The sequence below is a fragment of the Streptococcus sp. Marseille-P6264 genome (assembly GCF_902460355.1).
Classification (GTDB): Bacteria; Bacillota; Bacilli; order Lactobacillales; family Streptococcaceae; genus Streptococcus.
This window is the reverse complement of sequence record NZ_CABPTO010000005.1, coordinates 97,306-123,271: the sequence shown is the minus strand read 5'-3', so window position 1 is coordinate 123,271 and position 25,966 is coordinate 97,306. Positions and strand designations below refer to the sequence as shown.

The following is a 25,966-nucleotide window of genomic DNA, read 5'->3' as shown; positions in this document are numbered from 1 at the left end:
ATTGTATCATAAAAGGAAAGAATGAGAAAATCAATGGAAATAAAAGCCGTCTTTTTTGATATAGATGGAACCTTGATTAATGACAGCCGAACCGTCTTGAAATCGACAGAGGCCGCCATTAAGAGTTTGCAAGAACAAGGGATTTTGGTCGGTTTAGCAACAGGCCGTGGCCCCTTCTTTGTCAAGCCTTTTATGGATAAGCTGGATTTAGACTTTGCTGTCACCTACAATGGTCAGTATATTTTTTCAAAGGACAGGGTTATTTCTGCCACACCGATTGATAAGCAGAGCCTGCGCGATTTGATTGCCTATGCCAAGGAGCACCGGAAAGAGATTTCCTTGGGAACAGAACAGGCCATGCAAGGTTCAAAAATAATGACCTTTGGTATGAGTTCCTTTTCTCAGTGGGCTACCCAGTTTATCCCTAGGAGCATGACTCGGACGGTGAGCCATGGTTTTAACAAGATTGTGAGCAAGGCCTTGCCTCAGCATGAAGAAGACCTGTTGAAATTGATCCAAGAGCCCATTTATCAAGTGTTGATTTTGGCGAATCCGGCTGAGAGTGAAAAAATTGAAGCGAATTTTCCCCATTTGAAATTTACTCGTTCGAGCCCCTATGCAGCGGACATTATCAATCAAGGGATGTCCAAGCTGGAGGGGATTCGTCTAGTTGGTCAAGAATACGGCTTTGATATCCATCAGGTCATGGCCTTCGGAGATTCAGACAATGACTTGGAAATGCTGTCAGGAGTTGGCTTGTCTATTGCCATGGGAAATGGCACCAGCTCTGTCAAGGAAGTAGCCAAGCATACGACCAGCAGCAATAGTCAGGATGGGATTCATCGGGCGCTGGAACATTTCGGTATTTTGGCCAGCGAGAAAGTCTTTGTATCCCGCGATCACCACTTCAATAAGGTCAAGACCTTCCATGGTGTCATGGATGAGTCTACGCAGGAAGAACCCATCGCTTGGACACCAGAGGAAGCTCGGCATCGTGCTGACTTCAAGTTGGAAGAGGTAGTTGAATTTCTCAGAGCTGCCAGCTCTTCAGAGGAAGAATTTGATCAGTCGATGGCTAGAATGCACGAGGCTTTAGATAAGGCTGCTGCCAAGGTACGAAGCAAGCGAGAGGCCGAAATTTCCTTGGTTGGGCAAGTCGATGCCCTGATCGACATGCTCTACTTTACATATGGTAGCTTTGTCTTGATGGGAGTCGATCCCGAGCGGATTTTTGATATTGTCCATCAGGCCAATATGGGGAAAATTTTCCCAGATGGAAAAGCGCATTTTGATCCCGTGACTCATAAAATCCTAAAACCAGATGACTGGGAAGAGAAATATGCGCCAGAACCAGCGATCGAACGGGAGTTGGAGCGCCAGATTCAGGCCTATCAGCGCAATGTGGAAAAGGCGCAAAAAGAAACAAAGGACGAGGAGTAACGGCTCTTTGTCGGCAGAATTTTATTTTACGATAATCAAATGAAATATTTTACGGAGGTACCTCATGTTATCAAGAGTTGAAAAATTTGAAGCAGCCTTGGCTCAGACGGAGTGTGATGCTGTCCTAGTAACTAATCTGAAGAATATTTACTATCTGACTGGTTTCAGCGGGACAGAGGCGACAGTTTTCATTAGCAAGTCACGACGGATTTTCCTGACGGATTCTCGTTATACCTTGATTGCCAAGGGCGTGGTTGAGGGCTTTGACATTGTGGAAACGAGGGATGCGGTTGGTGAAATTGCTAAAATCATTGCGGACGACAAGCTGCAAAAGATCGGTTTTGATGATGAGATTTCCTATGCTTACTTCAAGATGCTGGAAAGTGTGTTTGCTGGTCATGAGCTGGTGCCGATGACAGGTTTTATTGAAAAGTTGCGCATGATCAAGGATGAGCAAGAAATCGCGACCATTCGCAAGGCCTGCCAGATTTCTGACCAAGCCTTCCTAGACGTGCTGGACTTTATTAAGCCTGGTCAGACGACAGAGCTGGCTGTCATGAACTTTTTGGATGCCCGCATGCGCCAGTTAGGTGCTTCAGGCGCGTCCTTTGACTTTATCATCGCTTCGGGCTACCGCTCTGCTATGCCACATGGCGTGGCTAGTGACAAGGTCATCCAAAATGGTGAAACCCTGACTATGGACTTTGGTTGCTACTACAATCACTATGTCAGCGATATGACACGGACTGTTCATGTGGGGCAGGTGACAGATGAAGAGCGGGAAATTTATGATATTGTCCTGCGCAGCAATCAAGCCTTAATAGAAGCGGCTAAAGCTGGACTCAGCTGTATTGATTTTGACCGGATTCCTCGTCAAATTATCAACGATGCAGGCTACGGACCTTACTTCAGCCACGGGATTGGCCACGGGATTGGTCTGGATATCCATGAGATTCCTTACTTTGGCAAGTCAGAAGAGCCAATCAAGGCTGGCATGGTCTTGACCGATGAGCCGGGCATCTATCTGGATGGCAAATACGGCGTTCGGATCGAAGATGATCTTCTGATTACAGAGACTGGTTGTGAGGTCTTGACCCTCGCTCCAAAAGAATTGATTGTGATTTGAGAATTATCAAGCTTTATGGTAGAATAAAGAGTAAATTATTTATTAAAGAGGTAAAAAACAAATGATTGAAGCAAGCAAGCTGAGAGCTGGAATGACTTTTGAAACTGCAGATGGTAAATTGATCCGCGTGTTGGAAGCAAGCCACCACAAACCAGGTAAGGGAAATACTATCATGCGTATGAAATTGCGTGATGTTCGTACTGGTTCTACATTTGAGACTAGCTACCGTCCAGAAGAAAAATTTGAACAAGCTATCATCGAAACAGTACCAGCACAATACTTGTACCAAATGGATGGTACTGCGTATTTTATGAATACTGAGACTTATGACCAATACGAAATCCCAGTCGTTAATGTAGAGGACGAGTTGAAATTCATCCTTGAAAACTCAGATGTGAAAATCCAATTCTACGGATCAGAAGTGATCGGTGTAACAGTACCTACAACTGTTGAATTGGTGGTAACAGAAACACAACCATCTATCAAAGGTGCTACTGTAACAGGTTCTGGTAAACCAGCAACTCTTGAAACAGGTCTTGTTGTCAACGTACCAGACTTCATCGAAGTTGGACAAAAATTGGTCATCAATACAGCAGAAGGAACTTACGTTTCTCGTGCGTAATTTCAATCTTTCATATAGAAAGGAATTCTTATGGCAAACGAACAATTAGGCGAAATCGTTATTGCGCCACGAGTCTTGGAAAAAATTATTGCCATTGCTACGGCTAAGGTAGAGGGCGTTCATTCTTTTGCAAATAAAAGCATGTCAGATAGCCTTTCTATGCGTACGCTTGGACGCGGTGTTGCGCTGCATACGGATGAAAGTGGCGACATATCAGTTGATATCTACCTCTATCTGGAGTACGGTATTAGTGTGCCAACAGTTGCAGTTGCAATCCAAAAGGCGGTCAAAAGTGCTGTGAACGATATGGCTGAAGTAGAGCTGTCTGCTGTCAATATCCACGTGGCAGGTATTGTTCCAGAAAAATCACCAAAACCAGATTTGAAAGATCTGTTTGATGAGGATTTCCTCAATGACTGATGTTTTGTTAGAATCTAGAAGAGAGCTACGCCAGCGGGCGTTTCAGGCCTTGATGAGCCTAGAGTATGAAGGGGATGCCATTGAGTCTTGTCGCTTTGCCTATACTTATGATAAGGACGAAGAGCAGACAGATACTGAGGTCAATATCCCAGCTTTTCTACTCAACTTGGTCACAGGAGTATCTCAATCCAAGGAAGAGTTAGATAAGAAAATCGCCCAGCACTTGAAAGCAGGCTGGACAGTTGAGCGTCTGACCTTAGTGGAAAAGAATATCCTGCGATTAGGCATCTTTGAAATCACAGAGTTTGATACTCCCCAGCGAGTAGCGGTCAATGAAGCCATTGAACTCTCCAAGCAATTCTCAGATGAAAAATCAAGTAAGTTTATCAATGGGATTTTGAGTCAATTTATAACAGAAGAATAGGAGAGTTGGACAGAAATCGGTAATTCGTTAGAATTCGATTTCGTCGTCCCACCTCCGCACAGTTGAGTAGGGTTGTAAAAGCTGATGAAATCAGCCTAGTAGAGCCCACTCAACCACTGCGTCTTGTTCGACAATCCAAAGATAATTGAGAGGCTAGGACCTTTGTCCCAGCCTCTTTTTTGGCATCTTGCTAGTTGTAGTCGCTGAAAAATCATAGGAAGTTTCCCTGATAGAGGTATAAAGCTGAACCAGTCTAGCTTGCTGTATCTTAACGGCGACCTAGGTCTCGGCTGGTTACTTTTCCTATAGATTCATGGCAACCTAGGTCTCGGCTGGTTACTTTTCCTATAAATTCATGGCAATTTAGGTCTCGGCTGATCACTTTTCCTATAGATTCATGGCAACTTAGGCCTCGGCTGGTTACTTTTCCTATAGATTCGTGGTAACTTAGATCTCGGTTGGTCACTTTCCCTATAAATTCATGGTATTCTAGACCTCGAACGCTCTTTTCATATCTGTTTATAGGCCAAATCGCTTTCGTTTCTTACAATTTTTACTAGGTCTTTTAGAGATGAGGAATGGTCTAGTCAGTCTAAGTAAGAAAAGAAAGAGATAATAGAAAATCTCCTAAAGAGCAATTCTTTAGAAGAGAGTTTTTGAGGGGGATCTTTGGATTTAATAACTATTTGAATACGGCTATATGGGAAATTTAACTTGTTAGTAAACTTGATAATGTTGAAAAAGTTCCTGTCTGTTTTTGTATGGTATTTATACATAAAAACTTTATGGACTAAATCATAATTGCTATAATAGGACTGAGGGAGTATCTAATAGATTGTATTATTAAAAGCTTTAAGCTACTTGAAAAATTCCAAGAGGAGGAAGAGTTTAGAGCAGGTGAATACATGGATTATTTGCAGATTACAAGAGGATAAGTATGACGATTGTTTTGATTTCAGTTATTACTGCATTTCTATATCATAAAATCGCAGAACATTTTAAGAATAGTTATATTGATTGTATTCTATTTCTATTATTGAGTTTGTCTCATTTTATATGGGATTACTATTTCTTACCAATTGACATAGTGATAGCCTTCAGTGGAGTACATTTACTATCAAATTTCTTTGAAAAGGCGAGAAGTAAGCAATGAAATTGATTTAGAGAGAGTCACTAGAAAATGAAAGTTAAAAAGTTGGGTATTTAAAATGAAACATTTTTTTGCAGGTCTTGGTGCAATAAACCTTGTTAGTTATCTAATTGCTATAGGTGTAGGATTGGCACCTCTCTTTCACATTTTTATAATCCGTTCGGAAATAAGTTTTGGGAAAATAGTATTGTCTATAATAGCTATACTTTTAATCATTGTTTTAACAATTGCTCGAATTTATAGAAGATTTTTTTATGTAGATTAGTTCGATTTTCTTTAAAGTTTGGGAAAATCTTATCTTTCTAAAAAAACGGACAGTGCTATTGAAATGCAGGTGATAGCCTAAGAAAAGCGGTAGTGATTCTAACACCAAAAGGTAATCAGGGGTTGAACCACATGAAAAAAACTTTAAAAGAAGAGTCTGGGACAAAAGTCCTAGCCTCTCAATTGTCTTTGGATTGTCGAGTAAGACGCAGTGGTTGAGTGGGCTCTACTAGGCTGATTTCATCAGCTTTTACAGCCCTACTCAACTGTGCGGAGGTGGGACGACGAAATCGAATTCTAACGAATTACCGATTTCTGTCCCACTCTCTTTTTGATGAGTTTAAAGAAATATTTAGTTTCATTAACTTAAACAACAAAGAGAGAGCTGGTGGATTCCGTATAAAACTAAATCAGAAATCATACATAAAGCTTTGGAATAAAAAATGATCTATGAAAACCTTTACATTTCGATAGATAATCTGTATAATAAATACAGAAAACGTTTGCATACGTATTTTCTATAGGAAAAAATAAAGGAGTTTTTTTATTTATGAAAAGAAACTATCATCTACAGTCTCGGACCAGTGAAAAGCGTCATTATTTTGGGATTCGTCGCTTAAAAGTCGGAGTAGCATCTGTCGTGATTGCATCTGGCTTCCTCTTTGGAGGTGCTCAGTTAGCCAAAGCGGATGAGACAAAGACTACGACTAGCCCAGCAACGGAAACAGTATCAGTTGCTAATTCAGAAGTTTTGCCTAAGCCAGCAGATGAAGCAAAAGCTGAGGAAGTGGATAGTTCAGCGCAAAAAGAAAGCGAACAAAAAGGAGATATCGAGAAAAGCGCCCAGCCTGAAGCAGTAGTAAGTCAAGCTACCCAGCCTACAGAGGGGGCAGACTCTAGTGCGACTCCAGAAGCAGCTGGGAAAGAAGCAAAGGAGACAGCTGCATCTGACGAGAAAGAAAAACCAGCGTCAACTAGTCAGTCGGAGACATCGACAAAGGATGCTATCGCAGATGGCCATATGCGTTTCCATTTCAAAAATCTACCATCCGAGAATCTGGATAGCTTAGGTTTATGGACTTGGGATGATGTTGAAACGCCTTCTGGTCAAAAGGGAGGTTGGCCGACTGGTGCGACTAGTTTTGCGACAGCTAAAAAAGATGATTATGGCTATTACCTTGATGTCAAGATGGCAGAGAAAAGAAGCAAGGTTAGTCTCTTAATCAACAATACAGCAGGTCAAAATATTACGGGTGATAAGACGGTTGAGCTGCTCAGCCCTCAGATGAATGAAGTTTGGTTTGACAAAGATTATAATCCTCATACCTCCGAGCCTTTAAAAGAAGGAATGCTTCGGATCAATTATTATCGCACAGATGGTCAGTATGATAAGAAATCCCTCTGGCTCTGGGGAGATGTGCAAAATCCAGGTCAAAATTGGCCTGATGGCGTGGACTTTGAGAAGACTGGAAAATACGGTCGCTACGTAGATGTTCCTCTGAAAGAGGCTGCAAAGATGGTTGGTTTCCTGCTTTTAGATGAAAGCAAGTCGGGAGATGATGTGAAGATTCAAAAACAGGATTATAATTTTGCAAATTTGGGTAAGACTAGCCAGATTTTCTTACGTGATGCGGATCCAACAGTTTATACCAACCCATACTTTGTCAATGATATTCGCATGACAGGAGCCCAGCATGTTAGTTTGACAGAGATTGAGGCGACCTTCTCTACTTTGGAAAACGCTAAAAAAGAAGACATTCTGAAAAACCTAAAAATTACCAACAAAGATGGCGGAGAAGTCGCTGTTAAAGATGTGGTTCTGGACGCAAAGAATAAAAGCGCAAAATTGATTGGTGATTTTAATCAAGCTCAGTCACCTTACCTTATCAAATATGGCAATGACCAATTCAAAACCAGCATGAACTGGCAGCTGAAGGATAGTCTTTACAAGTATGATGGTGATTTGGGCGCGCGTGTTTCTCAAGCGGGCAAACAAGTGGACCTGACCTTCTGGTCACCAAGTGCGGACCAAGTCGATTTGGTGGTCTATGACAAGGAAGATCAGAACAAGGTCCTTGGGCGCATAGCTATGCAGAGGGGTGAGTCTGGTACATGGACTAGCAGCTTGACGCCTGAGAGCGGGCTAGGTCTTTCTGACTATCGTGGATATTTCTATCATTATGAAATTAGCCGTGGCGGCAAAAAAGTCCTTGTGCTGGATCCTTATGCCAAGTCTTTGGCAGCTTGGAATAGTGAAGATGCGGACAAGGGGGATGCTTACAAGATTGCTAAGGCGGCCTTTGTAGATCCAAGTGAATATGGACCGAAAGACTTAACCTATGCCAATATTCCAAACTTCAAGAAGCGGGAAGATGCCTTGATCTATGAGGCGCACGTTCGTGATTTCACTTCAGATCCAGCTATTTCAAAGGATTTGAAATCTCAATTTGGGACCTTCTCAGCTTTCATTGAGAAATTGGATTATTTGAAAGACTTGGGAGTGACGCATGTTCAGCTCTTGCCAGTTCTAAGTTATTACTTTGTAAATGAGCTGAAAAATGCTGAGCGCATGGACAAGTATGCTTCCAGCAACAGCAACTATAACTGGGGTTATGACCCGCAAAACTACTTCTCGCTGACAGGTATGTACTCCAGCACACCGACAGATCCAGCCAAGCGCATTGAGGAATTCAAAAATCTTGTCAACGAAATTCATAAGCGTGGCATGGGCGTTATCATGGACGTGGTCTATAATCACACAGCCAAGACCTCTATCTTTGAAGATTTGGAGCCGAATTACTACCACTTTATGGATGCGGATGGTACACCGAGAACCAGCTTTGGTGGCGGTCGCTTGGGTACTACTCACTATATGAGCAGACGGATCTTGGTGGATTCGATCAAGTACTTGACAGAGCAGTACAAGGTAGATGGTTTCCGCTTTGATATGATGGGGGATCACGATGCTGAGTCCATCCAAAAAGCCTTTGAAGAAGCTAGAAAGCTCAATCCAAATCTCATTATGCTGGGTGAGGGCTGGAAGACTTATGCAGGTGATGAAAATAAAGCAGTCCAGCCTGCTGATCAGACTTGGATGAAGTCAACAGACACGGTGGCTGTCTTCTCAGATGACATTCGCAACACCTTGAAATCGGGTTATCCAAATGAGGGAACGCCAGCCTTTATCACTGGTGGTAAACGCAATGTAGAAGATGTTTTCAAGAATATCAAGGCGCAGCCAACCAATTTTGAGGCAGATAGCCCAGGGGATGTGATCCAATACATTGCGGCCCATGATAATCTGACCCTCTTTGATATTATTGCCCAGTCGATTAAGAAAGATCCAGCAGTCGCTGCCAATAATCAAGAGATTCATCGCCGTCTGCGCCTAGGAAATCTGATGATGCTGACTTCGCAAGGAACTCCATTCATCCACTCTGGTCAAGAGTACGGCCGGACCAAGCAATTCCGCGATCCTGCCTATAAATATCCTGTCTCTGAAGACAAAGTTCCAAACAAAGCGCATTTGTTGACCAATGAGGACGGCACACCGTTTGAATACCCGTATTTCATTCATGATTCTTATGATTCAAGTGACGCGGTCAACCATTTTGACTGGACCAAGGCGACTGATTCGGAGAAATTCCCTGAAAATGCCAAGAGCCGTGCTTATATGAAGGGCTTGATTAGTCTGCGGAAATCAACGGACGCCTTCACTCGTAGTTCCAAAGCAGAAGTGGATCAAAATGTGACCCTCATTACCCAGCCTGGCAAGGATGGTGTTGAGAAAGAAGATCTGGTCCTTGGCTACCAAGTGGTTGCTTCAAATGGCGATATTTATGCAGTCTTTGTCAATGCAGACAAAAAGGAGCGAAATTTCAACTTTGGTGAAGCCTACAAACATCTAGCAGGCGCAGAGGTTGTGGCTGATGGCAATACCGCAGGAGTTTCTGCTATTTCAGATCCAGCAGGTGTCACCAGAAACAGCAATGGCTTGACTCTAGCTCCGCTGACAGCTACAATTTTGCGGATTAAAAAGGCGAGTCCAGCTCAAGAAGAAAAACCTCAAGATGCAAGTAAAGATATCCAGCAAAATCCGTCTCAAGGCAGTGTTAAGGAGCTTCAAAAAGAACAAAGCCCTAGCTTGTCGAATAAGCTTGTTCAAGTTCCATCTACATCTCCATCGTCAGAGAGTAAAAAACCACTTGCTGCAGAGCCACAGCAGGACAAAGTAAGTCCTAGTGAGACTGCTTCGACAGAAAAAGTCTTGCCTAAAACTGGCACAGAAACTTCTCTGCTTGCACTTTTAGGTGCTACTCTTGCTTTCTTTGCTGGTTTGCTCGCTTCTAGAAAGAAGCAATAATAGAAGAGAATACTCTCCTCTAGCAGTTGTAGAAATCCATATTTCTCAGCCATGATAGATAAAAATGAGAGTGGGACAGCAATCGGTAATTGGTTAGAATTCGATTTCGTCGTCTCACCTCCGCACAGTTAAGTAGGGCTGTAAAAGCTGATGAAATCAGCCTAGTAGAGCCTACTCAACCACTGCGTCTTGCTCGACAATCCAAAGACAACTGAGGAGTCTGGGACAAAAGTCCGACCTCAAATATAAAAAGCGAACAAAACTAGTTTTCTGGTAATCAGAATTCTGCTTTGTTCGCTTTTCGCATTTAACTATAGATTTGAAGGGCTTAATAATTAAAATTTTTAAAAATTGAAATCTTTTTGTCCCATCCTCTTTTTCTTATTTAGTAGGGGTTGAATGAAAATTACACACTTTTGCCTGGCAAGAGGTTCACTGGCAGGAAGTAGCCAGTCGTTGTGACTTCTTGCTTGTCAATTTTTTGTAGCAGTAAATCGACCAGAAGTTTGGCAATCTCTTTCAGTGGCTGTTTAATAGTAGCTAGTTGAGGATAATAGTTCTCCACAAAGTAGGTGCCGTCGTAGCCGATGATTTTTAAATCTTCGGGAATCTGGATGCCTAGCTCCTGAGCGACTTTCATAATTAAAATGGCTGTCAAATCATCTGATGCGAAGATGGCATCTGGCTTCTTGTGAGTCAAAATGTGCTTGATTTCCATTTCCTTTCGGACTGGAGAAAAGTCGCTGGACACATTGATAATAGGAGCGTCTGGTAGAACAGAGGCGAATCCAGCATGGCGCAGGCCGGTCGGCGAGTTGGAATTGTCATTGCCAGTAATCATGATGATGTTTTGCGCGCCAGCCTTGAGCAAGGTCTGAGCCGCCAGCACTCCGCCGCCATAGTTGTCTGAGGAGACAACTGGAATATCTGGCGAAAGATTGCGGTCAAAGGAAATGATGGGAGCAGTCACGCGATTGTAGTCCTCGATTCCTAGATTGTGGCTACCAGAAATGATGCCGTCCACCTGATTGGCCTCCAGCATCTCAAGGTATTCACGCTCCTTGTCTGAATCATGCTCACTATTGCAGATGATAGTTTTATAGCCCTGTTTAAAGAGCTCGTGCTCTAGCTTGCCAATCAATTCTGCATAAAAGACATTGCTGATATTAGGGAAAATAAGTCCAATTAGCTTGGCTGACTTACCTTGGAGACTTCGCGCCAGATTGTTGGGCTTGTAGGCCAATTCTCGCATGGCTGCTTCAACCTTAGAAATCGTTTTGTCGGATAAGTAGCCTTTTCTGTTGATGACGCGGGAAACAGTTGTGGGGCTGACTCCTGCTAGTTTTGCTACATCAGTTAGCTTTGCGACCATATTCTAATTCATAGTAAGTACCGGTTGGATTGCCCTTGGTAATGGCAATGCCTGTCTGGTCTTCTCTCGGGAAGACACGGCCGGAAAATACTTTCTCTCCTTTATTGATGAAAATTTCAAAAATCGATTTATCGATGAAGATATTGGCAGTTGTATCTTTAGTGTCAAGACTGGTACTGCGGCTGCTTCCGAAGTCTAGGGCATATTGTTCCCCTGCCTGACTGCGGTCAACGGTCACTTGGCCTGCCTTGAGGTCGAAGTTGATGCGTAACCCCTTGCCATCCTTGTCTGCAAAGAGGACGATTTCGTGCTCAGTGTCTGCAGCGAGATTCAGCTCCAGCTCGTAGCTATTCTTGCTCTTATCCAGCGCAGTGAAAGGCTGAGCCTCCGCTCGTAAATTCTTGATGGCTGCGACTGGGTATTGGTAGAGCTTACCGTCTTTCAGGGTTAATTCCTTGACGAGTGAGAAGGTTCCTTGATGGTCGAAGCGGTCAGATGGGTATTCCACATCAGGCAAGCCTAGCCAGCTGACAGCCAGTGCGCGACCGTCAGGTGCGTTGAAGGCTTGGGTGGCGTAGCAGTCGAAGCCGTAGTCCAGGTTTTGGATAGGGCTAGGATCAGTCATACCAGCTTTGTTTGTGTCAAACGATTGACCTATTTTATACATATTTGGATAAATGTTGCCATAGTCCAGCACCTCCTTGGACAAGCCTTGAGGGCAATAGAGCAGGACTGGTTGGTCGTTGATAAAGACTAGATTAGGACACTCCATCATATAGGCTGTCTTGTCATTGGCGAAGTCTAAATCACCGACGACTTCCCAGTTGGTATAGTCATTATCAACAGCCTTGTAAAGCTTGACATAGCCTTGCTTATCCAGATTTTGCCCGCCGACAATGGCATAGAATTGCCCTTTGTGGTTGAAAATCTGCGGATCACGAAAGTGGTCGGTCGCTTCAGCAGGTTGCTCAATCAAGACCTTGTCAATTTTTTCAAGATTGCCTGCTTTATCTAATAAGGCACCGATTTGATAAGGGTGACGCACCCAATTCTTATCACGAACGTTACCAGTGTAGAAGAGGAAGAGCTTGTCGCCAAACTGCATGGCAGAGCCTGAGTAGGCACCGTGGCTGTCTAGAGCAGTATCTGGCAGCACCCGAAGGCCAGTTTCAGTGAAGTGAACTAGGTCATCACTTTCTAATTGAACCCAGCATTTGAGACCATGGGCAGCCCCAAAAGGAAAGTTTTGATAGAAAACCACCCACTTGCCGTCAAAGTAAGAAAAGCCATTGGGGTCATTGAGCAGACCAGTTTGAGGCTCCACATGATAGCTGGCCCGCCAAGGAGATCTAGCGATGTTTTCTTTGATCTGCTGTACCTCTTCCTGAGTCCAGTCTTCATAATGTTTGTAGCGTTTTTCAGTCGTCCAAGCCAATCTTTTGTCCTCCGAATCATATTATTTCTTATTACTATAGTAAACGTTTTCTGCTGAAAAATCAACATTTAACAGTAAAAAAATATTTTTTCTGCAAAACGCTTGACATATCTCTGAATCATGGTAAAATAATATTCGTAAAGGTGATAAAATCGCTTTCAAAAAGTTTTACAATATTTTTATAAGGAGATTTTTGCAAATGAACAATACTGAAATTGCAAAAAAGGTCATCGAAGCCTTGGGTGGACGTGAGAACGTTAACAGTGTTGCCCACTGTGCGACTCGTCTGCGCGTCATGGTTAAAGATGAAGGAAAGATCGACAAAAATACTGTCGAGAATCTAGAAAAAGTTCAGGGTGCTTTCTTTAACTCAGGCCAATACCAAATCATCTTTGGTACCGGTACGGTTAATAAAATCTATGACTAAGTTGTAGCCTTAGGCTTGCCAACTTCATCAAAAGATGACATGAAAGCAGAAGCTGCTAAACAAGGAAACTGGTTCCAACGTGCTATCCGTACATTCGGTGATGTCTTTGTACCAATCATCCCAGTTATCGTAGCAACTGGTCTCTTCATGGGTGTTCGTGGTCTCTTGAACGCTCTTGGAATGACACTTCCAGATGATGTAACGACCTATACTCAAATCTTAACAGATACAGCCTTCATTATCCTACCAGGTTTGGTGGTTTGGTCAACCTTCCGTGTATTCGGTGGAAATCCAGCCGTTGGTATCGTTCTTGGTATGATGCTTGTTTCAGGCTCACTTCCAAATGCTTGGGCTGTTGCTTCTGGTGGTGAAGTGACTGCAATGAAATTCTTCGGCTTCATCCCAGTCGTTGGTTTGCAAGGTTCTGTTCTTCCAGCCTTCATTATCGGGGTTGTCGGAGCTAAGTTTGAAAAAGCTGTCCGTAAGGTTGTGCCAGATGTCTTGGATCTTTTGGTCACACCATTTGTAACCCTTTTGGTGATGTCAATTCTTGGACTTTTCGTGATCGGACCAGTCTTCCACGTTGTTGAAAACTACATCCTTATTGGTACAAAAGCTATTCTTGGTTTGCCATTCGGTCTAGGTGGTTTGCTGATCGGTGGAGTTCACCAATTGATTGTCGTATCAGGTGTTCACCATATCTTCAACTTGCTTGAAGTACAATTGCTCGCAGCTGACCATGCTAACCCATTCAACGCTATCATCACTGCAGCTATGACAGCTCAAGGTGCTGCGACCGTTGCTGTTGGTGTCAAAACTAAAAATCCTAAACTTAAAACTCTTGCATTCCCAGCTGCTCTTTCTGCCTTCCTTGGTATTACAGAGCCAGCTATCTTCGGGGTTAACTTGCGTTACCGAAAACCATTCTTCCTTTCATTGATCGCTGGTGCTGTCGGTGGTGGCTTGGCTTCTATCCTTGGTCTTGCTGGTACTGGTAATGGTATCACTATCATCCCAGGTACCATGCTTTACATCGGTAATGGACAACTCTTCCAATATCTCTTCATGGTAGCTGTATCATTCGCTCTTGGTTTTGCCCTTACTTACATGTTTGGTTACGAAGATGAAGCTGAAGTTGCTACAAATGCTACTACAGAGCGCCTTGTCGAAGAAGAAACAACTGGTAATGTTCCAGCAGCTCTCCAAGATGAAACAATCATTTCTCCAATCGTTGGTAGTGTAGTAGCTTTGAGCGATGTAAATGATCCTGTTTTCTCAAGCGGAGCTATGGGTCAAGGGATTGCGATTAAACCAACTGAAGGTGTTGTTTATGCCCCAGCCGATGCAGAAGTGACGATCGCTTTTGCGACAGGCCATGCTTATGGTTTGAAGACAGCTAATGGTGCTGAAATCCTGATCCACGTTGGTATTGACACAGTGTCTATGAATGGCGAAGGATTTGATCAAAAAGTTTCTCAAGGTTCTAAAGTCAAAGCTGGCGATATTATTGGAACTTTTGATTCAGCTAAAATCGCAGCAGCTGGTCTGGATGACACGACTATGGTTATCGTGACTAACACAGCTGACTACGCATCTGTGACTCCAGTAGCAGAAGGAACTGTTGCTAAAGGCGATGCGATTATTGAAGTGAAAGCTTAATCTTAGCTATAGAAAGTCAACAAAGGAAAGAGGCTGGGACAAAAGTCCTAGCCTCTCAATTGTCTTTGTATTGTCGAGCAAGACGCAGTGGTTGAGTGGGCTCTACTACGCTGGTTTCATCAGCTTTTAGAGCACTACTCAACTGTGCGGAGGTGGGACGACGAAATCGAATTCTAACGAATTACCGATTTCTGTCCCACTCTCTTTTTACTTGAGTGCTAAGATTTACAGAGGAAAATCTAAAATATAGAGCCATTTCCAATATGGAAATATGCTATAATGGAGTATAAAGAATACAAGAGGTGTTTGAAATGACAAAATTGTACGGAAGTTTAGAAGCTGGTGGAACGAAATTTATCTGTGCTGTGGGCGATGAAAATCTTAATGTTGTAGAAAAGACACAATTTCCTACGACTACACCGATTGAGACACTGGATAAAACGATTGAGTTCTTCTCTCGTTTTGACAATCTAGCTGGTCTGGCAGTCGGCTCTTTCGGTCCTATTGATATTGATCCTAATTCAAAAACATATGGCTACATCACAACAACTCCAAAACCACATTGGGCCAATGTGGATATCGTGGGAGCGCTTCGTCGTGCTTTGAATGTGCCAATCTACTTTACGACAGATGTCAACAGCTCAGCCTATGGTGAAGTTGTAGCCCGTAACAATGCTGGTGGTCGCATTGAAAATCTGGTTTATTATACGATTGGAACAGGGATTGGTGCTGGTGCTATCCAACGTGGTGAATTTGTTGGGGGGACAGGCCATCCAGAGATGGGGCACTACTATGTAGCTCAGCACCCAATGGATGTGGAAAAAGGCTTTAATGGCGTTTGTCCTTTCCACAAGGGCTGTTTGGAAGGCTTAGCAGCTGGTCCTAGTCTAGAAGCGCGGACTGGTGTGCGTGGTGAAAACATCGAGCTCAATAATTCTGTCTGGGATATTCAGGCTTACTATATTGCGCAGGCGGCCATTCAAGCAACGGTGACGTTCCGTCCAGATGTCATTGTCTTTGGTGGTGGTGTGATGGCACAGCAGCATATGTTGGACCGTGTTCGTGAGAAATTCACTGTCCTGCTCAACGGTTATCTGCCAGTGCCAGATGTGCGTGACTACATTGTCACACCGGCTGTCGCAGGAAATGGTTCAGCCACACTAGGAAATTTTGTCCTCGCAAAAGATATTAGTGAACGCTATGCAAAATAAGTAAACAAGGCGTTGAGAGTGTTCAAATAAACTAAGGAGGCTGAGATAGGGGAATCCAGCCTCTTCCATTTGAGGTGAAAGATGCAAAAAGCAATTGTGAAAGATCCTTTCTTTTTACAGCAAAAATCAGTCCCTGCCACGAAAGCTGATCTATTCTTGGCTCAGGATTTGCAGGATACCTTGTTGGCCCATAGAGAGTCTTGTGTCGGCCTTGCTGCGAATATGATTGGTTCCCAAAAGCGGGTGATTATTTTTATGTATGGCATGCTGCCCATGGTCATGTTTAATCCAGTTCTCATTCAGAAGTCTGGCCCTTATGAAACGGAAGAAGGCTGTCTGTCCTTGACAGGCAGTCGGTCAACCATTCGCTATCAGAAAATCACGGTCGAATATCTGGATCAGAACTGGCTGAAGAAGACTATCACTTTAGAGGATTTTCCAGCGCAAATCTGCCAGCATGAATTGGATCATTTGGAAGGAGTTCTCATATAGGAAATGTATCTGGAAAGGATAGGAATAGAATGAAAGTATACAAGCGCGATGGAGCAAAATTTTATGCCATAGGCTTTTTCTTACTCTTTGCTATCTTTTTTATCATGGCTTTTGCCTCTATGGATAAGGCCTCCCTTGAGTCAACAAGTCAAAATAGTGCCAATCAACTGGTTCATAGGACTTCTATCAGCAAAGAAGACCAAAGAAGCAGGCAGACTACTGAAGAAAGTAACAATATCTTCAATCCAGTCTATTGGGGAATGGGCATAACCGCTATTTTTATGATCGTTCTAGGCTATATTTCGAATCATAAACCACCAATTTTAGAGATGGATGAGATGGGAATAAGGGTGAGAGGCTTATCTGCTAAAAGAGAGAAGTACTTCTTGTGGCAGGAGATTGAGCAAATTGAGTACGATATCTATCGATCTAGGACAAGAACTGCAGAACCGCCTAGTCGAATTTTATATTTCTATCCTAAAAATCAAGAGGAGAGTGCTGTCTCTTTAGACTTGGATGATGTGAAAAATACTAGCTTCAATGAACTTCATCAAGAAATTTCCCAACTTGCTCCGCATATCAAGTGGCTCTTTCCATAGAAATGAATGACGAGGGAGATTATTCTAGAGCAGGGATTTACTACTCTTATTTTAGGTTAAAAATATTAAGATTAAAAAAACTTTTAATTGGTAGAACTGGGACTCTTGGTTCCAGTTTATTTTTCGTCAAAAAATAGTTCTCATAGAAACTTTTTTCTTGACATCTGCTTTTTATGTGTTAAAATAGTTCTCATGAAAACTAATTAGTTCTCGTGAGAATTAATTTAGAAAGGAAGGATTAATGGAAAAGCCTTTATTAGAAATGAAGCGTTTTAGCCGAAAGATTCATCTCATGGTAGAGAAACTTGCTAAGGAGCAAGGGATTGAGTCCATGGCTGGGCCGCAGGGGCAGGTCTTGCATATTGTTGCCCATCGAGCGGAAGAAGGCAAGGACACGCTTATCAAGGATATTGAGCAGGAGTTGGATATTTCCAAATCGGTGGCCTCTAACTTAATGAAAAGGATGGAGAAGAATGGCTTTATCCAGCTGGAAGCCAGCAAGGCAGACAAACGGGCTAAGTACATCCGTCTCACTCCGCAGTCGCAGGAAAGAATGAAGAAAATCCGTGACTTTTTTGGTGAAATAGATCGGTCTATTTTGAATGGTGTTTCTGAGCAGGAGCTGTTGATTTTTTCACAAGTCATGGCCAAGTTTTATCAGAATATCGAAAGTTTAGAAAATGGAGGGAAAGATGATTAAGCTATTTAAACGGCTGACGGTAAGGGAAGTGAGCATGATTGTTCTCGGTGTACTCTTCACATTCCTGACGGTATATTTGGAATTAGAAGTTCCAACCTATATTTCAACGATTACAGAGCTACTACAAACGCCAGGAACAGCTTTAGCAGATTTGTGGGAGCCGGGATTGAAAATGCTTGGCTTATCCTTTGCTAGTTTGCTGTCAGCCATCGTGGTTGGTTATCTTGCCGCTCGTACAGCAGCTAGCTTTACCCATAGTTTGCGGAGTGATATTTTCAACCGTGTGCTAGACTATTCGCAGACGGAGATTAAGAAATTTTCGATTCCTAGTTTGCTAACCCGGACAACGAACGACATTACTCAAGTACAGACCTTAATTACCATGGGGCTTCAGGTCGTGACTAGGGGACCGATTATGGCGATTTGGGCCATGACCAAGATTATCGGCAAGTCCGAGAACTGGCTGATTGCTGTTCTCATTGCCGTTCTTGTTAATATCCTGATGACAGTAGTTTTAGTTACACTGGCCTTTCCTAAGCAGTCAGTGGCGCAGCGCTTGGTCGATAAGCTAAACAGCGTCACTAGAGAGAGTCTGACTGGGATTCGCGTAGTCCGAGCTTACAATGCTGAAGATTATCAGGATGAGAAATTTGCGGCTGCCAATGATGAAGTAACCCGGCTCAATCTTTTCATTGGTCGTCTGATGACTATGATGAATCCAGTTATGATGGGGATTTCTAGCGGTTTGACACTGGCGATTTACTGGATTGGTGCTTATTTGATTCAGGAGGCTGGACTGCAGGAGCGTCTCCCACTCTTCAGTGATATGGTCGTCTTTATGTCCTATGCTATGCAGGTTGTGATGGGCTTCTTGCTCATGGGTGCCCTCTTCATCGTTCTGCCTCGGACCATTGTATCGGCTGGCCGGATTAATGAAGTTCTGGACCTGCATTCTTCTATCACCAGTCCAGAAAAGCCTAAGACAGCAGCGGATAGCAAGGGAGAAGTGGTCTTTCGAGATGTGTCCTTCCGCTATTCCAAGAATTCAGAAGCGGTCATTGAGCATGTTAGCTTTACAGCGCAGGCTGGTAATACCGTAGCCTTTATCGGTTCAACCGGTTCAGGGAAATCCACGCTGGTCAATCTCATCCCTCGTTTCTACGATGTGACAGAAGGGGAGATTCTGGTAGATGGTGTCAATGTTCAAGATTACCAGCTAGAAGACCTACGCAATAAGGTTGGCTACATCCCGCAAAAGGCGGTGCTTTTCTCTGGTGATATCGAGAGCAATCTGGACTTTGGTCAAAGTAAAGCAAGTCCGCTGGATGAGCAGGGAATGTGGGAAGCTCTTGACCTGGCACAGGCTAAGCCCTTTGTCCAAGAGAAGGAAAAGGGGCTGAAAGCTGAAGTGGCTCAAAGCGGGACCAACTTTTCTGGTGGCCAGCGTCAGCGTTTGGCCATTGCCAGAGCCTTGGCCCGTAAGCCAGAAATTCTCATCTTTGACGATTCTTTCTCAGCCCTAGACTATAAGACAGACCGCATTTTGCGCAAGGAACTGGCTGAGCGGACGCAGGATATGACCAAGCTAATCGTGGCACAGCGGATTTCTACCATCATGGATGCGGATCAAATCTTGGTCTTGGATGCTGGTAAGGTAGTCGGTCAAGGTACCCACCGAGAGCTTTTGGAAAATAACGCGGTTTATCAAGAAATTGCCTACTCACAACTATCCAAGGAGGAATTAGAAAATGGAAAATAAGAAGCCTTCATTATTTAGCCAGATACGGCCTTATCTCAAAGGCTTACAGCTTCCTCTTGCTTTGGCATTTGTGGGAGCTGTCTTGTCAAACATTATCACGGTCTATGGGCCAAATAAATTAAAAGAAATTACCAATCTCATCTCTGAAGGTTTGGCTACCAATATTGATTTAAAAGCTGTGTCTCAGATTGCCCTTCTGCTAACCGTGCTCTATGCAGTCGGAGCCCTGCTCAACTATGGTCAGTCCTTTATCATCAGTACGGTTGTCCAGTATTTCTCTAAGCGACTACGGACGGCCATTGCGGAGAAAATTAACAAGCTTCCATTGAGCTATTTCGATGGTCATTCTCAGGGAGATACGCTGTCGCGCGTGACCAACGATGTGGATACGGTCGGCCAATCTCTCAACCAGAGTTTAGGAAGTGTTATTTCTTCTAGCTTGCTTTTGGTGGCTGTGGTTTTGACTATGTTCTTTATGAACTGGATTTTAGCTTTGGTGACCATTTTGGCTACTGTAGTCGGTTTTGTCTTTGTCGGCCTCATCATGGGCAAGTCTCAGGGCTATTTCACTGCCCAACAAAATGATTTAGCTGCTGTTAACGGCTATGTGGAGGAGATGTACTCGGGGCATAATGTCGTTATCAGCTACAATGCCATTGAGCAGTCTAAGGAGCGCTTTGCAGTTCTCAATCACAATCTCTATAACAGTATTTGGAAGTCTCAATTTATCTCTGGCATGATGATGCCGCTCATGTTCTTTACAGGGAATTTTGCCTATGTGCTGGTTATTTTGGTCGGTGCTGCTCTGGCGATTAATGGTTCTATTAGCATCGGGATTATTGTTGCCTTTATGGTTTATGTGCGGACCTTCTCTCAGCCTTTATCACAGATTGCCCAAGGCAGCACTGTTTTGCAGCAGGCTGGTGCAGCACTGGTTCGTGTCTTTGAATTTCTAGCTGAGCCTGAGATGGAAGACGAGCAGCATAAAGATCAGCAGCTTACTGCTGTCAAAGGAGATGTTGCCTTTGAAGAGGTCTTCTTTGGATACAAGCCAGACCAGACGATTATTCATGATTTCTCAGCCCAGGCCAAAGCCGGACAGAAGATTGCCATTGTCGGTCCGACGGGTGCTGGTAAGACGACTATTGTTAATCTGCTCATGAAGTTCTATGAAATTGACAAAGGGCGTATCAGCATTGATGGTATAGATATTAAGGATATGAAACGCTCTGAGGTTCACGATACCTTTTCAATGGTCTTACAGGATACCTGGCTCTTTGAAGGAACTATCCGGGAGAACTTGATTTATAATCAGGAACATGTGACAGATGAAGCAGTTATAGCTGCAGCGAAGGCGGTCGGTGTTCATCACTTTATCATGACTCTGCCGCAGGGCTATGATACGGTGCTGGATGACACGGTCAACTTATCGGTCGGTCAGAAGCAGCTGCTGACAATTGCTCGTGCTCTGCTGAAAGATGCACCGCTCTTGATATTGGATGAGGCAACTTCGTCAGTTGATACGCGGACGGAGGAACTAATTCAAAAGGCCATGGACAAACTCATGGAAGGCCGGACTTCCTTTGTCATTGCCCACCGCCTATCCACTATCCGAAATGCAGACCTTATCTTGGTCATGCGCGATGGAAATATCATCGAGCAGGGCAACCACGATGAACTCATGGATCAGAATGGCTTCTATGCGGATCTTTACAACAGTCAGTTTGAGGAAGGTGAAGTAGCTTAAGGATAGCAATGGAATATTCTACTATCAAAATAGCACAGCTTAGGCTGTGCTTTTTTGTAAGCAATTCCTTATATGGGAGTTAGAAATTTTGCATGTTTTATTTAAGCCTTCACTTTTCAAGTTTTTTCAGATGCTTGGTCATTCGAGCGATTGTAATGTTGCATTTATATATATTGATAATTTCAAATGCTATTTACCAGTTTAGCCAAGTATGATAAAATAGAAAAGTCACAGCATTAAGAAATTAAGGAGACAATGATGAAAAAAGTATTTAAATACACAGCCTTGCTTGTGGCAGGTGTGAGCTTAACAGCCTGTGCCTTGCTTCCAAGTCCAAATAAAAAACATTCTGGTAAGCCAAGTCAGGAGACAACTGTCAAAAAATCAGCCAGCAATGGGCAGGTTGATATCCAGATTAAAGAAGGTCAGTTTATTATGCCAAGCAACGGATCAGCTGATGCCAAATACTTGGCCTTGTCTTTGGAAATTAAAAATAAAACAAATGATAAAATCATGATTTCCTCCTCAGATATTGCTTTTTATGATTCAGAGGGTGAAAAAATCCAGCCAGTCGGAGTCTATGATGACAAAGAAAACTTCAAAACACTGAGCTATGAAGATTTAGCGGAAGGAAAAACTCTTTCTGGTAATCTGGTCTTTAAGGTTGAAGATGGCAAGAAATATGAACTTCACTATGAGAAGAAAACCTATGGCTCCGATGAAAAAGCAGAAGCCATCAAACTAAAGGTTGATCCTGCGAAATATCCTAATCACGTTGATGAATCAAAGAAATTAGCTTCTGATTACCTCAATGCTGTTTTCTTGGGAGGAGAAGCAAAGACAAAATCTTCTAAAGACAAAGGCGATTTAGTTTTAGGTGGTGATTTGGAGCAAGATAAAAAAGATTATAGAGCAGCTTTTGCAGCAGATTTCACACGTAAATTGCATGACTATCCCTTTAGTGATGATGAAATCAATGCTTTCATTGATGCTTATGTGAAAAGTAATGCCAAACGCTCAGAAATTGATTACACAGTAGCCCAGTACATGCCAAATTCAATCGTTATCAAGATCAAACCGAGAACGGTCAGTCTAAATAAAACCATGTATACCTACCGTCAAGATTTTTATGACAAGCATCGCTCTGAATATGGAAGCCTGAGTGACGTCTATAAAGCTACCGATAAGAGCTATGCTAATGATATGATGGCTGGAATGGATTCACGTCCTCTTCTTACGCCAGAACGAGATTATCAGTTGAAATTTGTCAAAACAGATGGCAAATGGGTTCTAGAGCGTGATTATTCTTATGAATCTATCGTCAGAGCTTTTGAAGGCGATATATCTTAATAGCAAGATGAGAGGGCAGATGCTTCATTCTGCTCTCTATTTTATTTTGTTTCCTAGCTTAGCTTTGTGCTATACTGGAGGGTAGATATGTAGAGTAAAGGAGTCTACCATGAAAAAATTCTATGATAAATTAGTAAAAACGCGTCATCATCTCCATCAGCATCCAGAGCTGTCTGGCCAAGAATATGAAACAACGTCCTTTCTAAGCCGTTATTTGCAAGACTTAGGAATTGAAATTTTGGATTCCGGTTTAGAGACGGGCTTGATTGCCGAAATCGGTCAGGGAGAACCAGTTATCGCCTTGAGAGCAGATATTGATGCCCTGCCCATTTTAGAGCAGACAGGTCTGCCTTACGCTAGCCAAAATCCTGGTGTCATGCATGCCTGCGGTCATGATTTTCATCAGACTAGTCTTCTGGGAGCGGCAGAGTTGCTCAAGGCTATGGAAGAAGATATACAGGGGACTATTCGCCTGATTTTTCAGCCAGCTGAGGAAACCTCCCAAGGAGCCAGTCAAGTTCTGGCTACGGGTTTGCTGGACGATGTAGTTGCGATTATCGGTTTTCACAATATGCCCCAGTTAAAAGCTGGGCAAATAGCCTTGAAGGCGGGAGCCATGATGGCAGGCGTAGAGAAGTTTCAGGTGACTGTTGAGGGAGTCAGCAGCCATGCGGCTAGGCCAGATTTGGGAGTGGATACGGTGCTGACTCTGACCAGCATGATTCAAAATCTTCAGGCTCTGGTTTCTCGGACTGTCTCGCCCTTTGAGCCAGTTGTTTTGTCTGTGACCCACATTGAGGCTGGGGCGACTTGGAATGTTCTGCCGCAAAATGGCTTTTTTGAAGGCACGATTCGTTGTTTTAATTCTGAGTTGCAAAAGCGTTTGAAGGTAGATTTTATCCGTATTGTGGAGCATACGGCGGAGAATTTCGGTGCTAAGGTCACTATCTTCTGGGATCAGACTCCGCCAGTGACCTATAATGATCCAGAATTGGCCGAGCTTATTTTTGAAAACTCCCAGAATATCGGGGAGCTACTGCCTGCCCAGCCATCTTCAGCTGGCGAAGACTTTGCCTTTTATCAAGAAAGAATCCCTGGTGTCTTTGCTTTTATCGGCTCAAATGGTGCAGCAGATGCGTCTGATCTGCACCATGACAGCATGACGATTGACGATGCAGCCTTTCAGGTCTCTGTGCCTTACTATGTCGAAAACGCCCTCTTTCTCCTCAAGCACTATAAGAAATAACTATAGTCTTTCATAGAAAATAAGAACTAGGCAAGCTTCTCTTCTTTTGTTATCATAGAAAAACAAGATTTCGATATTTTCAAATAGTTTGAATAATCGAATCAGTGATAAAGAAAATCTATCACCTTGATAAAAAATATATAATGGTCAGGATTTTCGACTTTTGGTATGATAGAAACATGCTCTTTAGGAGGAGATAGAGATATGAATATTAAAAAGATATTGAAATACACTGCCACTGCTGTGGTAGGAAGTCTTGCAGTTGGGCTGCTTGTAGCCTGCTCGTCTTCTGCAAGTAAAGATAGTGCTACAAAGAAAAAGACGATTGAAGTCGGAACGGTTGGAACAACTAAGCCTTTCTCTTATGAAGATAAGGATGGAAAACTAACTGGTTACGAAATTGAAGTGCTTCGTGAAATCTTCAAAGGTTCAGATAAGTACGAAGTCAACTTCAACAAGACCAAATGGGCTTCTGTTTTCTCTGGCTTGGACAGTGACCGCTACCAAATCGGTGCCAATAACATCAGTTATTCAGAAGACCGTGCTGGTAAATACCTCTATACCAACCCTTACGCTAAAAACCCAACCGTCTTGGTGGTTCGTAAAGGAGTAAATATCAAGTCGCTGGACGATATCGGAGGCAAGTCTACTGAAGTTGTTCAAGGTACTTCAACAGCTAAGCAGTTGGAAAAGTACAATGAAGAGCACAGTTCAAACCCAACAACTATCAACTATACAGATGGTACAATCCAGCAAATCTTGGCTAATTTGAATGATGGCCGTTCAGACTACAAGATCTTTGAGCGTATCACAGTAGATACCATCATCAAAGACCAAGGTTTAGATAATGTCGAAGTGATTGAACTTCCAAGTGACCAACAACCGTATGTCTATCCAATCCTTGCTTCAGGACAAGAAGAGCTTCAAACCTTCATGAACAAGCGGATCAAGGAACTCTACGAGGATGGCACACTTGAAAAATTATCAAAAGAATTCTTTGGCGGCACTTACTTGCCAGATGCCAAGGATATCAAGTAAGTTCTGATTTTCTTTGCCCTAAGCAATCGGAAATAACTTACAACCCTTTCATTAAGAAAAATATATTTTATAAGGAGATTATCTCATGAAATTGAAAAAATGGTTTGGCGCAACAGCACTCTTAGCTGTAGCAGCATTTGGTTTGGCAGCTTGCTCGTCTTCAACATCAAAAAACGCTAAGTCAGCAGACAGTGCAACAGTGACTGTAAAAGTTGGTGTGATGAGCCTCAGCGATACAGAAGAAGCACGTTGGAACAAGGTTCAGGAAATCCTTGATAAGGATAAAGCAGGTGTTAAATTGGAGTTCACCCAATTTACAGACTATTCTCAACCTAACCAAGCAGTTCGCGATGGTGATGTAGACATCAATGCCTTCCAGCACTACTACTATCTGAAAAACTGGAATAAAGAAAACAATGCTGATTTGGTGTCTGTAGCAGATACTTATATTGCACCAATCCGCCTTTACTCTGGTACTAAAGATGGCAAAAACAAATATACTGATGTGAAAGACATTCCAGAAAACGGAAGCATTGCCGTACCAAATGACCCAACAAACGAAAGTCGTGCTTTGAACCTTCTTCAAGCAGCTGGTTTGATCAAGTTGGACGTGGATTCAACTAAACTTGCGACTGTTGCTAACATCAAAGAAAACAAGAAAAACTTGAAAATTTCTGAATTGGATGCTTCTCAAACAGCAGCTTCTCTTACTTCTGTAGATGCAGCGGTTGTCAACAATACCTTCGTTCGTGAAGCTGGTATTGACTACAAGAGCGCTCTTTACAAAGAAAAGACAGATGAAAATTCTAAACTTTGGTACAACCTGATTGCTGCTAAGAAAGATTGGGAAAAATCTGACAAGGCAGATGCCATCAAGAAAATCATCAAGGCTTACCATACTGACGAAGTTAAAAAAGTCATTGAAGAATCTTCAGATGGTATGGATCAACCAGTTTGGTAAGATTTTATAGAAAATAATTGAAGATAGAAAGGGCGGGGAATGGATTTCTCCAGCCCTTTATCTGCTATTAGTTAGAGTTTCTATTGGCAGAGATGATTTGGCCATTTTTAAAAGCAGAGTCAAGGAATCACAGTACGGTCAGTCTTTGTTCTTTCGTGAAT

Annotated in this window: 20 protein-coding genes and 1 pseudogene; 19 read left to right on the top strand and 2 right to left on the bottom strand. The window is 42.9% G+C overall.

The features are described 5' to 3' along the window. Positions 1-33 precede the first annotated feature (33 nt). The 8 genes from FZ941_RS07705 (at position 34) to FZ941_RS07665 (ending at position 9,809) form a co-directional block, all read left to right on the top strand. Positions 34-1,440, top strand: a complete 1,407-nt coding sequence (locus tag FZ941_RS07705) for a Cof-type HAD-IIB family hydrolase (RefSeq protein WP_148887490.1) — start codon at positions 34-36, stop codon at positions 1,438-1,440. A 64-nt stretch (positions 1,441-1,504) separates the two neighbouring features. Next, complete coding sequence (locus tag FZ941_RS07700) at positions 1,505-2,566, top strand: Xaa-Pro peptidase family protein (RefSeq protein WP_148887444.1); 1,062 nt, start codon at positions 1,505-1,507, stop codon at positions 2,564-2,566. Positions 2,567-2,627: 61 nt separating this feature from the next. Next, positions 2,628-3,188 (top strand): elongation factor P, encoded by a 561-nt coding sequence (efp, locus tag FZ941_RS07695; RefSeq protein WP_125387389.1) that lies wholly within the window; start codon positions 2,628-2,630, stop codon positions 3,186-3,188. 30 nt (positions 3,189-3,218) lie between these two features. Then, positions 3,219-3,608 carry an Asp23/Gls24 family envelope stress response protein gene (locus tag FZ941_RS07690; RefSeq protein ID WP_045500744.1) on the top strand — a complete coding sequence of 130 codons (390 nt, stop codon included), beginning with the start codon at positions 3,219-3,221 and terminating at the stop codon, positions 3,606-3,608. Further along, entirely contained in the window at positions 3,601-4,032 is a 432-nt protein-coding gene (gene nusB, locus FZ941_RS07685) for a transcription antitermination factor NusB (protein ID WP_045500745.1), read from the top strand. Before FZ941_RS07690 ends, nusB begins: the two co-directional genes overlap by 8 nt. A 937-nt stretch (positions 4,033-4,969) precedes the next feature. After that, positions 4,970-5,185, top strand: coding sequence for a hypothetical protein (locus FZ941_RS10785; RefSeq protein ID WP_148887443.1), 216 nt, complete (start codon positions 4,970-4,972; stop codon positions 5,183-5,185). Positions 5,186-5,240: 55 nt separating this feature from the next. Next, entirely contained in the window at positions 5,241-5,447 is a 207-nt protein-coding gene (locus FZ941_RS10780) for a hypothetical protein (protein WP_148887442.1), read from the top strand. A 549-nt stretch (positions 5,448-5,996) separates the two neighbouring features. Then, complete coding sequence (locus FZ941_RS07665) at positions 5,997-9,809, top strand: pullulanase (protein ID WP_148887441.1); 3,813 nt, start codon at positions 5,997-5,999, stop codon at positions 9,807-9,809. Between the two features lie 406 nt (positions 9,810-10,215). Here the strand turns inward: FZ941_RS07665 and FZ941_RS07655 are convergent, their stop codons facing one another. After that, complete coding sequence (locus FZ941_RS07655; protein ID WP_148887440.1) at positions 10,216-11,181, bottom strand: LacI family DNA-binding transcriptional regulator; 966 nt, start codon at positions 11,179-11,181, stop codon at positions 10,216-10,218. After that, positions 11,162-12,616, bottom strand: a complete 1,455-nt coding sequence (locus FZ941_RS07650; RefSeq protein WP_148887439.1) for a sucrose-6-phosphate hydrolase — start codon at positions 12,614-12,616, stop codon at positions 11,162-11,164. The genes FZ941_RS07655 and FZ941_RS07650 overlap by 20 nt, the downstream gene beginning before the upstream one ends. Positions 12,617-12,815: 199 nt before the next feature. Between FZ941_RS07650 and FZ941_RS07640 the strand changes: the two are divergent. The 11 genes and pseudogenes from FZ941_RS07640 to FZ941_RS07585 all read left to right on the top strand — a co-directional run bounded on the left by FZ941_RS07640 (position 12,816) and on the right by FZ941_RS07585 (position 25,805). Then, a pseudogene (locus FZ941_RS07640) lies at positions 12,816-14,702 on the top strand (sucrose-specific PTS transporter subunit IIBC). 311 nt (positions 14,703-15,013) lie between these two features. Continuing rightward, complete coding sequence (scrK, locus tag FZ941_RS07630) at positions 15,014-15,913, top strand: fructokinase ScrK (RefSeq protein WP_148887438.1); 900 nt, start codon at positions 15,014-15,016, stop codon at positions 15,911-15,913. 81 nt (positions 15,914-15,994) lie between these two features. After that, a complete protein-coding gene (locus FZ941_RS07625; RefSeq protein WP_148887437.1) occupies positions 15,995-16,405 on the top strand; it encodes a peptide deformylase in 411 nt (136 codons plus the stop codon). A 29-nt stretch (positions 16,406-16,434) separates the two neighbouring features. After that, positions 16,435-17,004, top strand: a complete 570-nt coding sequence (locus tag FZ941_RS07620; RefSeq protein WP_148887436.1) for a hypothetical protein — start codon at positions 16,435-16,437, stop codon at positions 17,002-17,004. Positions 17,005-17,245: 241 nt separating this feature from the next. Then, complete coding sequence (locus tag FZ941_RS07615) at positions 17,246-17,704, top strand: MarR family winged helix-turn-helix transcriptional regulator (protein ID WP_148887435.1); 459 nt, start codon at positions 17,246-17,248, stop codon at positions 17,702-17,704. Beyond that, positions 17,697-19,463 carry an ABC transporter ATP-binding protein gene (locus FZ941_RS07610; protein ID WP_148887434.1) on the top strand — a complete coding sequence of 589 codons (1,767 nt, stop codon included), beginning with the start codon at positions 17,697-17,699 and terminating at the stop codon, positions 19,461-19,463. Before FZ941_RS07615 ends, FZ941_RS07610 begins: the two co-directional genes overlap by 8 nt. Beyond that, a complete protein-coding gene (locus tag FZ941_RS07605) occupies positions 19,453-21,210 on the top strand; it encodes an ABC transporter ATP-binding protein (protein WP_148887433.1) in 1,758 nt (585 codons plus the stop codon). Before FZ941_RS07610 ends, FZ941_RS07605 begins: the two co-directional genes overlap by 11 nt. A 255-nt stretch (positions 21,211-21,465) precedes the next feature. Further along, on the top strand, positions 21,466-22,560 hold the full coding sequence (locus tag FZ941_RS07600; protein ID WP_187418400.1) for a DUF4352 domain-containing protein: 1,095 nt from the start codon (positions 21,466-21,468) through the stop codon (positions 22,558-22,560). 109 nt (positions 22,561-22,669) lie between these two features. Then, positions 22,670-23,806 (top strand): amidohydrolase, encoded by a 1,137-nt coding sequence (locus tag FZ941_RS07595; protein WP_148887431.1) that lies wholly within the window; start codon positions 22,670-22,672, stop codon positions 23,804-23,806. A gap of 204 nt (positions 23,807-24,010) precedes the next feature. Further along, a complete protein-coding gene (locus FZ941_RS07590; RefSeq protein WP_005592302.1) occupies positions 24,011-24,844 on the top strand; it encodes an amino acid ABC transporter substrate-binding protein in 834 nt (277 codons plus the stop codon). An 85-nt stretch (positions 24,845-24,929) separates the two neighbouring features. Next, positions 24,930-25,805, top strand: coding sequence for a MetQ/NlpA family ABC transporter substrate-binding protein (locus tag FZ941_RS07585; RefSeq protein ID WP_125390222.1), 876 nt, complete (start codon positions 24,930-24,932; stop codon positions 25,803-25,805). Positions 25,806-25,966: the final 161 nt, after the last annotated feature.

What these genes read in the sequence shown, in the direction of transcription:
- FZ941_RS07705 (WP_148887490.1), top strand. Translation starts at nt 34, where the DNA reads ATGGAAATAAAAGCCGTCTTTTTTGATATAGATGGAACCTTGATTAAT.
- FZ941_RS07700 (WP_148887444.1), top strand. Translation starts at nt 1,505, where the DNA reads ATGTTATCAAGAGTTGAAAAATTTGAAGCAGCCTTGGCTCAGACGGAG.
- efp (WP_125387389.1), top strand. Translation starts at nt 2,628, where the DNA reads ATGATTGAAGCAAGCAAGCTGAGAGCTGGAATGACTTTTGAAACTGCA.
- FZ941_RS07690 (WP_045500744.1), top strand. Translation starts at nt 3,219, where the DNA reads ATGGCAAACGAACAATTAGGCGAAATCGTTATTGCGCCACGAGTCTTG.
- nusB (WP_045500745.1), top strand. Translation starts at nt 3,601, where the DNA reads ATGACTGATGTTTTGTTAGAATCTAGAAGAGAGCTACGCCAGCGGGCG.
- FZ941_RS10785 (WP_148887443.1), top strand. Translation starts at nt 4,970, where the DNA reads ATGACGATTGTTTTGATTTCAGTTATTACTGCATTTCTATATCATAAA.
- FZ941_RS10780 (WP_148887442.1), top strand. Translation starts at nt 5,241, where the DNA reads ATGAAACATTTTTTTGCAGGTCTTGGTGCAATAAACCTTGTTAGTTAT.
- FZ941_RS07665 (WP_148887441.1), top strand. Translation starts at nt 5,997, where the DNA reads ATGAAAAGAAACTATCATCTACAGTCTCGGACCAGTGAAAAGCGTCAT.
- FZ941_RS07655 (WP_148887440.1), bottom strand. Translation starts at nt 11,181, where the DNA reads ATGGTCGCAAAGCTAACTGATGTAGCAAAACTAGCAGGAGTCAGCCCC.
- scrK (WP_148887438.1), top strand. Translation starts at nt 15,014, where the DNA reads ATGACAAAATTGTACGGAAGTTTAGAAGCTGGTGGAACGAAATTTATC.
- FZ941_RS07625 (WP_148887437.1), top strand. Translation starts at nt 15,995, where the DNA reads ATGCAAAAAGCAATTGTGAAAGATCCTTTCTTTTTACAGCAAAAATCA.
- FZ941_RS07620 (WP_148887436.1), top strand. Translation starts at nt 16,435, where the DNA reads ATGAAAGTATACAAGCGCGATGGAGCAAAATTTTATGCCATAGGCTTT.
- FZ941_RS07615 (WP_148887435.1), top strand. Translation starts at nt 17,246, where the DNA reads ATGGAAAAGCCTTTATTAGAAATGAAGCGTTTTAGCCGAAAGATTCAT.
- FZ941_RS07610 (WP_148887434.1), top strand. Translation starts at nt 17,697, where the DNA reads ATGATTAAGCTATTTAAACGGCTGACGGTAAGGGAAGTGAGCATGATT.
- FZ941_RS07605 (WP_148887433.1), top strand. Translation starts at nt 19,453, where the DNA reads ATGGAAAATAAGAAGCCTTCATTATTTAGCCAGATACGGCCTTATCTC.
- FZ941_RS07600 (WP_187418400.1), top strand. Translation starts at nt 21,466, where the DNA reads ATGATGAAAAAAGTATTTAAATACACAGCCTTGCTTGTGGCAGGTGTG.
- FZ941_RS07595 (WP_148887431.1), top strand. Translation starts at nt 22,670, where the DNA reads ATGAAAAAATTCTATGATAAATTAGTAAAAACGCGTCATCATCTCCAT.
- FZ941_RS07590 (WP_005592302.1), top strand. Translation starts at nt 24,011, where the DNA reads ATGAATATTAAAAAGATATTGAAATACACTGCCACTGCTGTGGTAGGA.
- FZ941_RS07585 (WP_125390222.1), top strand. Translation starts at nt 24,930, where the DNA reads ATGAAATTGAAAAAATGGTTTGGCGCAACAGCACTCTTAGCTGTAGCA.